Here is a 12246-nt window from a genome sequence, read left to right as displayed (position 1 = left end):
GTTTATCCCCGCAGAACAGATTTACCGATGATCAGTTGTTGGACTTCCGTCGCGCCCTCATAGATGCGCAGCGAGCGGATGTCGCGGTAGAGGCTTTCAATCTTCGTGCCAACCTTCACGCCGAGGCCGCCGTGCATCTGCAGCGACATGTCGATCACGCGGCTTGCGTTTTCGGTGGCGCACATCTTGGCCATTGCGGCTGCGGCAGAGACGTCGCCCACTGCCGGTGCACCGCGTTGCTCTGCGTCGTCGCGCATCCACGCAGCGCGGTACGTGAGCAGCGCGGCGCTGTCGATCAGCGCGGCCATCTCGCCGAGCTTGGCCTGCGTGAGCTGGAAGTCGGCCAGCGTCTGGCCGAACATGCGGCGGCTCTTCGAATGCGCAATGGCTTCAGCCAACGCGCGACGACCCATGCCGAGCGCAGCAGCCGCTACCGAAGCGCGGAAGATGTCGAGCGTGCGCATCGCGAGCTTGAAGCCGCCGTTGAGCTCGCCGAGTTGCGCCGAGCGCGGCACGATGCAGTTTTCGAAGCGCAGCGTGGCCAGCGGATGCGGCGCCATCACGTCGATGTGCGCGGAGGTGTCGAGGCCGGGCGTCGCTGCATCGACGATGAAGGCCGTGATGCCGCGCGTGCCACCGGTGGGGTCGGTCTTCGCGAAGACGCAGTAGAAGTCGGCGATGCCGCCGTTGCTGATCCAGGTCTTCTCGCCGTTGAGCTTCCAGCCGTCGGCGGTTGCTTCGGCGCGCATTGCCATCGCGCCCACGTCGGAACCCGCTTCGGGCTCGCTGAGCGCGAAGGCCGCGATCTTGCTGCCCTTGGCAACCGCCGTCAGGTAGTTGGCGTGCTGCTCCGGCGTGCCTGCAAGTGTGATCGCCCCGCTTCCGAGGCCTTGCATCGCGAACGCGAAGTCGGCGAGCGGCGAGTGAAAGGCAAGCGTTTCGCGCAGCAGCACGAGGGCACGCGAGTCGAGTCGTTCGAGCGCGCCGCCGGACGTACCCGGCACGCAGTAGCGCAGCCAGCCGCCGGTGCCGAGCCGCTGAACCCAGTCGCGACAGGCGGCACGGTCATCGCGCTCATCGACTTCCTGCGCAGCGGCCCAGGGCAGCAGGCCGTCGGCGAGCGCGCGATGCGCATCGTCGAAGAAGGGCAGCGCAAGGTGCGCAGTCGATGGCGGGGCGGGTGCTTTGGTCATCATCGCGTCAGTCTCCGCCGAACACCGGCTTGCGCTTGGCCGCGAAGGCTTCGTACGCGCGCTTGAAGTCTTCCGTCTGCATGCAGATGGCTTGTGCCTGCGCTTCGGCCTCGATGGCCTGGTCGATGGTCATTGACCATTCCTGCGACAGCATGGTCTTCGTCATGCCGTGCGCGAAGCTCGGGCCTTCGGCCAGCTCGCGCGCAACCTTCGTGGCTGCTTCGAGCAGCGCATCGCTTTCATGCAGTGCGTTGAAGAAGCCCCAGGCGTGGCCTTCCTGCGCCGTCATCGCGCGGCCTGTGAACAGCAGCTCCGATGCGCGGCCCTGGCCGATCACGCGCGGCAGCAGCGCGCAGGCGCCCATGTCCGCACCGGCAAGACCCACCCGCGTGAAGAGGAATGCAGTGCGCGTGGCGGGCGATCCGTAGCGCAGATCGCAGGCCAGAGCGATCATTGCGCCGGCGCCGGCACACACACCGTCGATGGCTCCGACGATGGGCTGCGGGCACGCACGGATCGCCTTCACCAGGTCACCCGTCATGCGCGTGAACTCCAGCAGCTCGGGCATACGCATGCCGGTCAGCGGGCCGATGATCTCGTGCACGTCGCCGCCAGAGCAGAAGTTGCCGCCCGCGCCGGTCACGACGATCGCCTTCACGTCGGTCGCGTAGTTCAGCGCGCGGAACAGGTCACGCAACTCGGCGTACGAGTCGAACGTGAGCGGGTTCTTGCGCTCCGGCCGGTTCAGCGTGACGGTGCCGACGCCGGCCTCGTAGCTCCATGCGAAGTGCTCGGCCTTGTAGGCTGCCTTCGCTTCGAATTGCGCGCGCATGGGGTTGCCTGCGCCGATGTAGTGCTTCATTCGGTCTCCACTATCAATTGGTTGTGTGAGTGTTCCTTGACCTTGCCGAGCAGCTTGTGGAGCTGGGAGATCTCCTTGCCGCTGAGGCCCGCGAAGGCTTCGACGATCCAGTCTTCGTGCTGCTGCGCCATTTCGTTGAAGAGCTTGCGCCCGCGCGGCGTGAGGCGCACGCGCCAGGCGCGGCGGTCGCCCTCGACGTTGATGCGCTCGACCAGCCCTTCGGTCACGAGCTGGTCGGTGATGCCGGTCACGTTGCCGCCCGTCACCATCATGCGGCGCGAGAGCTCGTTCATCTTGAGACCGTCGGGCGAGCGTTCGAGCTGCGACATCAGGTCGAAGCGCGGCAGCGTGGTGGCGAACTGCGAGCGCAGTTCGTTGCGCACCTGCTTCTCGATCAGCTGGGTGCAGGTGAGCAGCCGCAGCCAGAGCCGCAGTGCTTCGGGGTGTTCGCTGTGCGCGCGCGCTTCGAGGTCCATGTCAGTGCGTCTCCTCGCCGCTCTGGGCGGCCATCGCGGCATTCGCTGCCGCTGCGAGCTGTTGCTGCTTGGCGATCTCGCGGTACATCTGGTCGCGTCCGCTCAGGTATTGCTTGGGCCAGTCGACGTCGCGGCTCTGCAGCTTGGCGGCTTCGTGCAGCGTCCACGCCGGGTCGGCCAGGTGCGGACGCGCGACGGCGCACAGGTCGGCGCGGCCGGCGGCGATGATGCTGTTGGCCTGGTCGGCGTCGGTGATGGCGCCGACCGCGATGGTCGAGATGCCGACCTCGTTGCGGATGCGGTCCGAGAACGGCGTCTGGTACATGCGGCCGTACACCGGCTTCGCGTCGCGCGTGGTCTGGCCGGAAGACACGTCGATGAAGTCGGCGCCGGCTTTCTTGAAGAGGCGCGCGATCACGATCGCGTCGGCATCGGTGTTGCCGCCGGGCGCCCAGTCGTGCGCGGAGATGCGCACGCTCATGGGCTTGTCCGCTGGCCACACGGCGCGCATGGCGCGGAACACTTCGAGCGGATAGCGGCAGCGGGCTTCGATGTCGCCGCCGTATTCGTCGGTGCGCAGGTTCGTGAGCGGGCTGATGAAGGCCGACAACAGGTAGCCGTGCGCGCAGTGCAGTTCGAGCCAGTCGAAGCCGCATTCGACGGCGCGACGGGTGGAGGCGACGAACTGGTCGCGCAGCGTGTCCATCTCGGCCCGCGTGATGGCGGCGGGCAGCTGGTTCTGTTCGCCGTAGGGCAGCGCGCTCGCAGCCAGCAGCGGCCAGTTGCCGCTTTCGAGCGGTTCGTCGGTGCCTTCCCAGCCCACGCGGGTGGAGCCCTTGGGGCCGCTGTGGCCGAGCTGCATGGCGATCTTTGCGCTCGACTGCGTGTGCACGAAATCGACGATGCGCTTGAACGCTGCCTGCTGCGTGTCGTTGTACAGGCCCGTGCAGGCCGGCGTGATACGGCCTTCGGGCGTCGGGCTCGTCATTTCGACGAACACCATGGCGGCGCCGCCGAGAGCACGTGCGCCCAGGTGCACGAGCAGAAAGTCTTGCGGCACGCCATCGACCGCGCTGTAGGTGGCCATCGGCGACACCAGGATGCGGTTCTTCAGCGTGAGCCCGCGCACCTTGTAGGGCATGAGCATCGGCGCCATCGCCTTGCCGCCCGCAAGCCATTGCTCGTAGCCGCCGAGCCATTGCGTGTCGCGCACGCGCAGGTTCTCGTGGCTGATGCGCTGCGAGCGCGTGAGCAGCGAATAGGCGAACTGCTCGATCTGCATGCCGGTGTAGCGCGGCACGTTCTCGAACCACTCGGTGGAGTTGCGCGCGGCGTTCTGGATCTTCAGTACCTCGACGCTGCGGCGCGCTTCGTAGCCTTCGAGCACATGGTCGACCGTGCCGCCCTGCGCGAATTCGTTGGCCAGGTCTATCGCGTCTTCCAGCGCGAGCTTGGTGCCCGAGCCGATGGAGAAGTGCGCCGTGTGCGCGGCGTCGCCCATCAGCACCACGGGCACCGAGCGGCCTTCGACGTCGATGCGGTGCGTCCAGCGCTCGCACACCACGCGCGGAAAGCGGATCCAGTTGGCCGAGCCGCGCAGGTGCGTGGCATTGCTGATCAGCGAATGGCCGCCCAGGTATTTGGCGAACAGCTTCTCGCAGAAGGCGATGGCCTCGGGCTGCTCCATCTGGTCGAGGCCATGGGCCTTCCAAACGGCCTCGGGTGTCTCGACGATGAAGGTCGATGTCTTGTCGTCGAACTGGTAGGCATGCGCCTGGAACCAGCCGTGCTCGGTCTGTTCGAAGGCGAAGGTGAAGGCGTCGAAGGTCTGGTGCGTGCCCAGCCAGACGAAGCGGCAGTTGCGCAGATCGACGTCGGGCTTGAACACGTCGGCGTAGCGCTGGCGGATGCGGCTGTTGAGGCCGTCGCTGGCAATGACCAAGTCGGCCTTGTACTGCGCGGCAATGGCCTGGTCGTCGGTGGCGTCGGTCTCGAACACCAGATCGACGCCAAGCGCGAGGCAGCGCTCCTGCAGGATGTTCAGCAGCCGCTTGCGGCCGATGCCGCAGAAACCGTGGCCTCCCGAGCGCACCTGGCGGCCTTTGAAGAAGACCTGGATGTCGTCCCAGTGATGGAACTCATTGCCGATGAGCGCCGCGGTGTCGGCGTCGGCCGCGCGCAGGTTGCCCAGCGTCTGGTCGCTCAGCACCACGCCCCAGCCGAAGGTGTCGAAGGGGCGGTTGCGCTCCACCACGGTGATTTGCAGCGCCGGGTTGCGCGCCTTCATCAGCAGGGCGAAATAGAGACCCGCCGGCCCCCCGCCAATGCACAGGATGCGCTGGAGGTCCGAAGCGGGAGCGGATTTGAGCGGGCTGATGCTGTTCATGGTTCAATAGTTTAGACATAAACAATCTCATGTCAATCCCGATTCGCACCGGGCGCCCGGCGTGTCGCTCGCGGCCGCCGCTGACACGGGTAGTCATGCAAAAACTTGGAAAAATCAATACCATGGGCCCCATGCAAAACTTGATACCCAAGATCGAGTCGCAGCTGGCTTCGCTGCCTGTCCCCATCGCGCTGGAGCTGCCAGATGGCCGGCGCGTTGCCCAGGCGGGAGCCCGCGTCACCCTGGCCTTCAAGGAGTGGACGGTGCTCGCCAAGCTGGCGGCCCGACAGGTGGGGGCCATCGGCGAGGCGTATGTCGAGGGCAAGGTGCAGATCGAGGGCGCCATGCGCGACCTGATCGACGCCACCGTCGGCATGCTGCCCGGCAACCCGGCCGAAACCGACACCGGTTGGTGGAGCCGCCTGCAGCACCGGGCAAAGTCCCATGGCTCGCACTCGCTGCGCAAGGACGCGGCCCAGATCGAGTTCCACTACGACGTCTCCGACGACTTCTACGCGCTGTGGCTGGACCCGCGCCGCGTGTATTCATGCGCCTACTTCCGCACGCCCGACCTCACGCTGGCGCAGGCGCAGGAGGCCAAGCTCGACCACATCTGCCGCAAGCTCATGCTGCAGCCGGGCGAGCGCTATCTCGACATCGGCTCCGGCTGGGGCGCGCTGCTGCTGTGGGCGGCCGAGCACTACGGCGTGGACGCCACCGGCATCACGCTGTCGAAGAACCAGCATGCCTACGTGCAGCGGCTCATCGAGGAAAAGGGCCTGCAGGGCCGCGTGCGCGTCGAACTGCGCGACTACCGCGAGCTGTCGGTCGACCAGCCCTTCGACAAGATCTCGTCGGTGGGCATGTTCGAGCACGTGGGTGCGGCCAACATGCCGACCTACTTCCGCAAGATCCATTCGCTGCTGAAGCCGGGCGGCCTGGTGATGAACCACGGCATCACCTCGGGCGAGCTCAACTACCGCCAGCTGGGCGCCGGCATGGGCGACTTCATCGAGAAATACATCTTCCCCGGCGGCGAACTGCTGCACGTGACGCACGTGCTGCGCGAAACGGCCGCGGCCGGCCTGGAGATGGTCGACACCGAGAGCCTGCGCCCGCACTATGCGCGCACGCTCTGGGCCTGGTCGGATGCACTCGAGGCGCAGCTCGACACCGCGCGCGAGGTGCTGCAGCGCAACGGCGGCCGCCAGGCCGAGAACGCCGAGCGCGTGCTGCGGGCCTATCGCCTCTACCTCGCGGGCTCGGCCATGAGCTTCGAGCAGGGCTGGATCTCGCTGCACCAGATGCTGTCCACCAGGCCCGACGGCAAGGTCGAGCACGGCGTTTTGCGCGGCGCGCAATCGGTGTACCCTTTTGCCCGTGACTACATCTACAAGTGAGTGAAAACACCATGCTCTATCGATTCCAGTCCCGAGCCTCCCCCGACTTCGTGATGCTCGAAGTGCATGCGCGCCAGTTGCTGGACATCGTCGGCAAGTCGGCGGCCCCGCAGGGCATCATCACGGTCGAGCAGATCCCCGGCGCCATCGCGGCCATCGAAGCCGCGCTGGCGCGCGAGGGCTCCAACGCCCACAACAACGACGACTACGCCGTCGAAGGCCACGCCAACGAGGCCGAGAAGCAGCATGTCGGGCTGCACCAGCGTGCAATCCCCCTGCTTCACATGCTCAAGGATTCGCTGGCCGAGAAGAAAGACGTGACCTGGAAGACCTGAGCTCCGTCAGTCGACTTTCGCGCCTGAGTCTTTGACGACCTTCGCCCACTTCACGTGCTCGCTCGCAATGAGCTTCGTGAAGTCGGCGGGTGAATTCCCGCTCGGAATCGCGCCCTGCGCGAGCATCTTTTCCTTGATGGCCGGCGTGCCCAGCGACTTGGCCACTTCCTGCTGAATCCGGTTCACGATTTCGGGCGAAGTGCCGGCCGGTGCCAGCAGCCCGAACCACGAGCTCGCCTCGAAGCCCTTGAGCGACGGGCCCCCCACTTCTTCCACCGTCGGAATGTCCGGCAGGGCAGGCGAACGCTGCGCGCTCGTCACGGCCAGGGCCGTGAGCTTGCCTGCCTTGATCTGCGCCATCGACGAGGGCAGGTTGTCGAACATCACGTCGGCGTTACCGCCCACCATGTCCAGCAGCGCCGGGCCCGAGCCCTTGTACGGGATGTGCGCCATGAACGTGCCCGTCATGCTCTTGAACAGCTCGCCCGCGAGATGGATCGACGTGCCGCTGCCGCTCGACGCCATGTTCAGCTTGCCCGGGTTGGCCTTGGCGTACTTGATGAAGTCCTGCACGTTGCGGATGTTCAGCGTCTTGGCCTTGTCGGCGTTCATCTCCATCACGTTCGGCACGGCGGCCACCAGCGTGATGGGCGCGAAGTCCTTGATCGGGTCGAAGGGCAGCTTGGGGTACAGCGCGCGGTTGATGCCGTGCGTGCCCACCGTGCCCATCAGCAGCGTGTAGCCGTCGTTCGGCGCGCGCGCCACGACCTCGGCGCCCACGTTGCCGCCCGCGCCCGCACGGTTGTCCACGATGAACTGCTGGCCGAAGGCCTTCGACAGCTCGGGCGCCACGGCGCGCGCCAGGATGTCGGTGGTGCCGCCGGCCGCAAACGGCACGACGATGCGCACCGGCTTGGTCGGCCAGGTGCCTTGTGCCCACGAAGGGGCGGCCATCAGGGTCAGGGCGGTGGCTACGGATGCGGCCAGCGCGGTGCGGCGACTGGGCTTGAAGAGAGGGAAAGAAGAAGTCATGCGCGCGTTTGTACAGGTGCGCGCCACGGGCGTCGCGGGTGAAAACCCCGTGAGCCGGTGGGTCGACGCACAGTCGGCTCAGGCGACCTGCATGCGCTGCGCAAACCGCTCGTTGCGAAAACGCTCCAGCACGAAGTCGATGAACACGCGCGTCTTCGGCGGCAGCAGCTTCTTGCTCGGGTAGTAGAGCCACACTGCGCCCGCGTCCTGGTGCCATTCGGGCAGCAGCCGCAGCAGCTCGCCGCTGCGCAGCCCGCGTTCCACGAAGGGCATCGGCAGCATCGCCACACCCAGCCCCATCAGTGCGGCATGCGCGATGGCTTCGGGGTCGTTGAAGATCGCGCGCGGCCGGGGCAGATCGACCGTGACCTCCTCTCCGCGTGCCTGCCGCAGCGTCCAGCTGCGCAGCCGCCCCGTGGGCGAGGAGCGGCGCAGCAGGGTGTCGAGTTCCGCCAGATCCGAGGGGTGCCGCGGCCGCTTGCGCCCCTCCATGTAGCGCGGCGACGCCACCGCCACCACGTGGATGCGCGCCAGCTCCCGCGCCACCAGCCCGGCCGACAGCTCGATGCCGCCGCCGATGGCCGCATCGAAGCCCTCGCCGACCAGGTCGACCTGCTGGTTGTCGAAATGCCAGTCCGGCAGGATGGCCGGGTAGCGCGCGAGAAAGTCGCCCATCAGCGGCAGCACGTGCTCGCGCCCGAAGGCCTGGCCCATGCTCACCTTCAGCGTGCCGGCGGGCTGACCGTCGTCGGTGTCGATGCCGGCCACGGCCTCCTGCAGCGTGGCCAGCGCGGGGCCGATCTGCGCCAGGAAGCGCTCGCCGCCCTCGGTCAGCGTGAGGCTGCGCGTGCTGCGCTGGAACAGCCGCACGCCCAGCCGCGCCTCGAGCCGCGCCACGTTCTTGCTGACCGCGGCCGGCGTCAGCCCAAGGCGCCGGGCGGCCGCCGAGAAGCTGCCACCCTCCGCGCTCTGCACGAAGGATTCGAGGTGATTGAGCGGTTCCATGGCCGCATTTTCGTGTTTATCTTCAACTTTGGGTTGAATTTGATTGCGCCAATTGATGGCTACCGCCGAGGGAATGAAATGCCGACACTGAAGGTCTTCTTTCTCCCGTCCTCCTTCAACTGATCGGAAAAATCATGACTTCCAGCACTGCTTCTTCTTCCGCCGTCCTGGCCGGCAAGGTCGCCTTCGTCACCGGCGGTTCGCGCGGCATCGGCGCCGCCATCGTGCGGCGCCTGGTGCGCGACGGCGCCGCCGTGGCCTTCAGCTACGCCAGTTCGGCCGCCCCGGCCGACGAACTGGTGCGCAGCATCCAGTCCGAAGGCGGCCGCGCCCTCGCGCTGAAGATCGACAGCGCCGACGCTGCCGCGCTCACCGCCGGCATCGACGAAGCGGCCCGCGCCTTCGGCAAGATCGACATCCTCGTGAACAACGCCGGTGTGTTCCTCGGTGGCACCCTAGACGACTTCTCGCTCGAAGATTTCGACAAGACGCTGAACGTCAACGTGCGCGCCGTGTTCGTCGCGGCCAAGGCGGCCTCGCGCCACATGGGCGAAGGCGGCCGCATCATCAACATCGGCAGCACCAACGCCGAGCGCATGCCCTGGCCGGGCGGCAGCGCCTATGCGATGAGCAAGTCGGCGCTGGTCGGCATGGTCCAGGGCCTGTCGCGCGACCTCGGCCCGCGCGGCATCACGGTCAACAACGTGCAGCCCGGCCCGGTCAACACCGACATGAACCCGGTCGACGGCCCCAACGCTGCCGCCATGCACGGCCTGATGGCACTGGCCCGCCATGCCCATCCGGAAGAAATCGCCGGCATGGTCGGCTACCTGGCCAGCCCCGAAGCGGCGTTCGTGACCGGTGCCAGCCTGAACATCGACGGCGGCTTCGCGGCCTGACTGTTGCTCGCCAGGCCGGTCCCTTCTTCTCTACTTATTTCTCTTATTAAAGATAGTAGTAATAGATAAGGGTAAACCCCTGCTGTGGAAACTGCGCTTTTTTCCATGGCTGACAACGACTTGTGCTGCCTGCTTCACTGTGCGCACCTCTGCTTTCGGGGCTGCCTCGAAAGAGGAACAACTTAAGGGCGATCGGGCCGGCTGTGGACAACCGGCTCCTTGTGCCAAAACTTTCCCCAGAGTTTTCCCGCGCGTCTGCGCTCAGCGTCTGCACGCAGTGAAGACACCGGAGCGGGTCGTCCTTCGCCTACGCAGGATCGCCCGATGTGACGACGCGGCGGCGCCGTCGATCTTTCAACCATGGGTCTTCGCTCAGCCGCCAGAGCAATCAATGAAAGCAGAGGCAAGGCTGAACCCCGCAGACCCGGCCCGTCGCACAGACGGGCAACGAAAGGACCCCGACATGGCATACACCGAAGCAACCACAGACACCCTGAACACAGGCCCTATCCTCGCCAACGACGAGGTCGTGGACGTGCTCAACGACCTGCTCGAAAACTCGCGCGACGGCGAATACGGCTTTCGCGCCTGCGCCGAAGAAGTGAAGGACCCCGCGGCGAAGCAGCTGTTTGCCAGCCGCGCCGAGCAATGCAGGAAGGCCGGTGCCGAACTGATCGCGCTCGTCACCACCTACGGCGGCACACCGGCCTCCGGCGGCACCACCAGCGGCGCATTGCACCGCGGCTGGGTGCACGTGAAGGGATCGCTGGGCGCGAACAGCGAGCTTTCGATCCTGGAGTCGTGCGAGCGCGGCGAAGACGCGGCGGTTGCACGCTATCGCAAGGCGATGAAGCAGAACCTGCCTGCCGACGTGCGCGGCGTGATCGCGATGCAGGCCGAAGGCGCGCAGCGCAACCACGACCAGATCCGCGACCTGCGCAACGCCGCGCGTGCGCGTGAGTAACTCGCGCTGATCGGATTCGCGCCGATCTCGCGGCGCCTCACGAAAAGGCCGGGACCTCCCGGCCTTTTTCGCGCGCGCCTTCGCCCGGATAGCGCACGCATTGCAGCGCCTCGAAACCCTTCTGCGTGACCGCCAACACTTGCACCACGCGCAGGCCCGGCATCTTCGCGATGTCCGCGGCCGAGGGCACCAGCGCGAGCACCAGTCCGGCTGCACGCAGTTTCAGGACTTCATCGATGTCCTTGCGCGAGGACATCACCATGGGTAGCCGCGTGGCGGCAATCTGCCTGAGCATGAGCATGTCTGTGAGCATTTCTTGTCTCCTTGTTCATCGGCGACAAAGGTCGGGAGAGCGTTCGGAATATGGTCTCCCGCCAAGCGGGAGGGATGCGAAAGATACCGGGCCGCACACGCCCGCAACGTAGGACCGCATCCCGCGACAAGGGTCGCAATGCGCTCCGGGAATTCCCGGATGCCCAGAGCCCCGCCGCGATGGGATAGTTAGTTCGCCCTTCAAACTAACTAATTTCTTACACGGCTGATCCCTGCGGGGCGCACCAACATTGGAGAGACATCGATGCAACTGAAACACACCCTGGCCGCCATGGCCTTCGGTCTTACGGCCGTGGGCGCGATGGCGCAGACCGTGGTCGGCGTGAGCTGGTCGAACTTCCAGGAAGAACGCTGGAAGACCGACGAGGCCGCCATCAAGGCCCAACTGGAGAAGCTCGGCGCCAAGTACATCAGTGCCGATGCGGGCGGCTCGCCCGAGAAGCAGCTCGGTGACATCGAGGGCCTGATGTCCAAGGGCGCCAAGGCGCTCATCGTGCTGGCGATGGACAAGGACGCCATCCTGCCCGCAGTCACCAAGGCCACGCGCCAGAAGGTGCCCGTGGTGGCGTACGACCGGCTGATCGAGGCGCCCGGCGTCTTCTACATCACCTTCGACAACGTCGAGGTCGGCCGCATGGAGGCGCGCGAAGTCTTCAAGGTCAAGCCCAAGGGCAACTACGTGATCATCAAGGGCTCGCCGAGCGACCCGAACGCCGACTTCCTGCGCGCAGGCCAGCAGGAAGTGCTCGACGCCGCCGTCAAGAAGGGCGACATCAAGATCGTCGGCGACGAATACACCGAAGGCTGGAAGCCCGAGGTCGCGCAGAAGAACATGGAGCAGATCCTCACCAAGAACGGCAACAAGGTCGACGCGGTGGTCGCGGCCAACGACGGCACGGCCGGCGGCGCGGTGGCTGCGCTCACGGCCAAGGGCATCCGCGGCATTCCGGTGTCGGGCCAGGACGCCGACTTCGCAGCGCTCAACCGCATCGCGCTGGGCACGCAGACCGCCACCATCTGGAAGGACTCGCGCGAACTCGGCCGCGAAGCCGCCACCGCCGCCGTGGCGCTGGCCGCCGGCAAGCCGGTAGACAAGGCCGCGCCATGGGCCGGCGGCGCCAAGAAGATCTCGCTGTCCTCGCGCCTGCTGACGCCGGTGCCGATCACGCGCGACAACCTCGACGTGGTCGTCAAGGCCGGCTGGATCAAGAAGGACGAGCTTTGCAAGGGCGCCTCGGGTGCGAGCGCGCCCGCCGCCTGCAAGTAAGCCGTAGCAACGGACGCGCCGGTCGCGCGTCCATCCGCGCAACGCTGCCGCCTCGGGCTGGCCCATCACGGGCCCGGCCAGGGCAGGTTGCGCA

The 12246-nt window shown here is 66.6% G+C and carries 12 protein-coding genes; 5 read left to right on the top strand and 7 right to left on the bottom strand.

Annotated elements, in window-relative coordinates:
• Nucleotides 1-2 precede the first annotated feature (2 nt).
• From ACN9MV_RS30845 to ACN9MV_RS30830, 4 genes are read right to left on the bottom strand one after another with little or no spacing between them, the layout of a single operon-like run.
• Complete coding sequence (locus ACN9MV_RS30845; RefSeq protein WP_426390721.1) at nt 3-1196, bottom strand: acyl-CoA dehydrogenase family protein; 1194 nt, start codon at nt 1194-1196, stop codon at nt 3-5.
• A 4-nt stretch (nt 1197-1200) separates the two neighbouring features.
• The gene (locus tag ACN9MV_RS30840; RefSeq protein WP_093076145.1) at nt 1201-2055 is read right to left on the bottom strand and encodes an enoyl-CoA hydratase family protein; all 855 of its coding nucleotides are present in this window, start codon (nt 2053-2055) and stop codon (nt 1201-1203) included.
• Nucleotides 2052-2531: a MarR family winged helix-turn-helix transcriptional regulator gene (locus tag ACN9MV_RS30835; RefSeq protein WP_093059368.1), complete on the bottom strand. Its 480-nt coding sequence runs from the start codon at nt 2529-2531 to the stop codon at nt 2052-2054. The genes ACN9MV_RS30840 and ACN9MV_RS30835 overlap by 4 nt, the downstream gene beginning before the upstream one ends.
• 1 nt (nt 2532) lies before the next feature.
• Complete coding sequence (locus ACN9MV_RS30830; protein WP_426390720.1) at nt 2533-4917, bottom strand: bifunctional salicylyl-CoA 5-hydroxylase/oxidoreductase; 2385 nt, start codon at nt 4915-4917, stop codon at nt 2533-2535.
• A 131-nt stretch (nt 4918-5048) separates the two neighbouring features.
• On the opposite strand from ACN9MV_RS30830, the gene ACN9MV_RS30825 reads away from it, so the two are divergent.
• Complete coding sequence (locus tag ACN9MV_RS30825; RefSeq protein WP_258352362.1) at nt 5049-6317, top strand: SAM-dependent methyltransferase; 1269 nt, start codon at nt 5049-5051, stop codon at nt 6315-6317.
• 11 nt (nt 6318-6328) lie between these two features.
• A complete protein-coding gene (locus ACN9MV_RS30820; RefSeq protein WP_093059364.1) occupies nt 6329-6652 on the top strand; it encodes a DUF1840 domain-containing protein in 324 nt (107 codons plus the stop codon).
• Between the two features lie 6 nt (nt 6653-6658).
• On the opposite strand, the gene ACN9MV_RS30815 is transcribed toward ACN9MV_RS30820, so the two are convergent.
• Both ACN9MV_RS30815 and ACN9MV_RS30810 read right to left on the bottom strand, forming a co-directional pair.
• Nucleotides 6659-7684, bottom strand: a complete 1026-nt coding sequence (locus ACN9MV_RS30815) for a Bug family tripartite tricarboxylate transporter substrate binding protein (RefSeq protein ID WP_426390719.1) — start codon at nt 7682-7684, stop codon at nt 6659-6661.
• A gap of 78 nt (nt 7685-7762) precedes the next feature.
• The gene (locus ACN9MV_RS30810) at nt 7763-8689 is read right to left on the bottom strand and encodes a LysR family transcriptional regulator (RefSeq protein WP_097197706.1); all 927 of its coding nucleotides are present in this window, start codon (nt 8687-8689) and stop codon (nt 7763-7765) included.
• A 134-nt stretch (nt 8690-8823) separates the two neighbouring features.
• On the opposite strand from ACN9MV_RS30810, the gene ACN9MV_RS30805 reads away from it, so the two are divergent.
• Both ACN9MV_RS30805 and ACN9MV_RS30800 read left to right on the top strand, forming a co-directional pair.
• Nucleotides 8824-9588, top strand: coding sequence for an SDR family oxidoreductase (locus ACN9MV_RS30805; protein WP_426390718.1), 765 nt, complete (start codon nt 8824-8826; stop codon nt 9586-9588).
• 463 nt (nt 9589-10051) lie between these two features.
• On the top strand, nt 10052-10552 hold the full coding sequence (locus ACN9MV_RS30800; protein ID WP_093059428.1) for a ferritin-like domain-containing protein: 501 nt from the start codon (nt 10052-10054) through the stop codon (nt 10550-10552).
• Between the two features lie 37 nt (nt 10553-10589).
• On the opposite strand, the gene ACN9MV_RS30795 is transcribed toward ACN9MV_RS30800, so the two are convergent.
• On the bottom strand, nt 10590-10865 hold the full coding sequence (locus ACN9MV_RS30795; RefSeq protein WP_093059356.1) for a hypothetical protein: 276 nt from the start codon (nt 10863-10865) through the stop codon (nt 10590-10592).
• Nucleotides 10866-11129: 264 nt separating this feature from the next.
• On the opposite strand from ACN9MV_RS30795, the gene xylF reads away from it, so the two are divergent.
• A complete protein-coding gene (gene xylF / locus ACN9MV_RS30790; protein ID WP_093059354.1) occupies nt 11130-12152 on the top strand; it encodes a D-xylose ABC transporter substrate-binding protein in 1023 nt (340 codons plus the stop codon).
• Nucleotides 12153-12246 lie beyond the last annotated feature (94 nt).

The organism is Variovorax sp. R-27 (assembly GCF_049913215.1).
Classification (GTDB): Bacteria; Pseudomonadota; Gammaproteobacteria; order Burkholderiales; family Burkholderiaceae_C; genus Variovorax.
This window is presented reverse-complemented; position numbering and strand designations above follow the sequence as displayed.

What these genes read in the sequence shown, in the direction of transcription:
- ACN9MV_RS30845 (WP_426390721.1), bottom strand. Translation starts at nt 1,196, where the DNA reads ATGATGACCAAAGCACCCGCCCCGCCATCGACTGCGCACCTTGCGCTG.
- ACN9MV_RS30840 (WP_093076145.1), bottom strand. Translation starts at nt 2,055, where the DNA reads ATGAAGCACTACATCGGCGCAGGCAACCCCATGCGCGCGCAATTCGAA.
- ACN9MV_RS30835 (WP_093059368.1), bottom strand. Translation starts at nt 2,531, where the DNA reads ATGGACCTCGAAGCGCGCGCGCACAGCGAACACCCCGAAGCACTGCGG.
- ACN9MV_RS30830 (WP_426390720.1), bottom strand. Translation starts at nt 4,917, where the DNA reads ATGAACAGCATCAGCCCGCTCAAATCCGCTCCCGCTTCGGACCTCCAG.
- ACN9MV_RS30825 (WP_258352362.1), top strand. Translation starts at nt 5,049, where the DNA reads ATGCAAAACTTGATACCCAAGATCGAGTCGCAGCTGGCTTCGCTGCCT.
- ACN9MV_RS30820 (WP_093059364.1), top strand. Translation starts at nt 6,329, where the DNA reads ATGCTCTATCGATTCCAGTCCCGAGCCTCCCCCGACTTCGTGATGCTC.
- ACN9MV_RS30815 (WP_426390719.1), bottom strand. Translation starts at nt 7,684, where the DNA reads ATGACTTCTTCTTTCCCTCTCTTCAAGCCCAGTCGCCGCACCGCGCTG.
- ACN9MV_RS30810 (WP_097197706.1), bottom strand. Translation starts at nt 8,689, where the DNA reads ATGGAACCGCTCAATCACCTCGAATCCTTCGTGCAGAGCGCGGAGGGT.
- ACN9MV_RS30805 (WP_426390718.1), top strand. Translation starts at nt 8,824, where the DNA reads ATGACTTCCAGCACTGCTTCTTCTTCCGCCGTCCTGGCCGGCAAGGTC.
- ACN9MV_RS30800 (WP_093059428.1), top strand. Translation starts at nt 10,052, where the DNA reads ATGGCATACACCGAAGCAACCACAGACACCCTGAACACAGGCCCTATC.
- ACN9MV_RS30795 (WP_093059356.1), bottom strand. Translation starts at nt 10,865, where the DNA reads ATGCTCACAGACATGCTCATGCTCAGGCAGATTGCCGCCACGCGGCTA.
- xylF (WP_093059354.1), top strand. Translation starts at nt 11,130, where the DNA reads ATGCAACTGAAACACACCCTGGCCGCCATGGCCTTCGGTCTTACGGCC.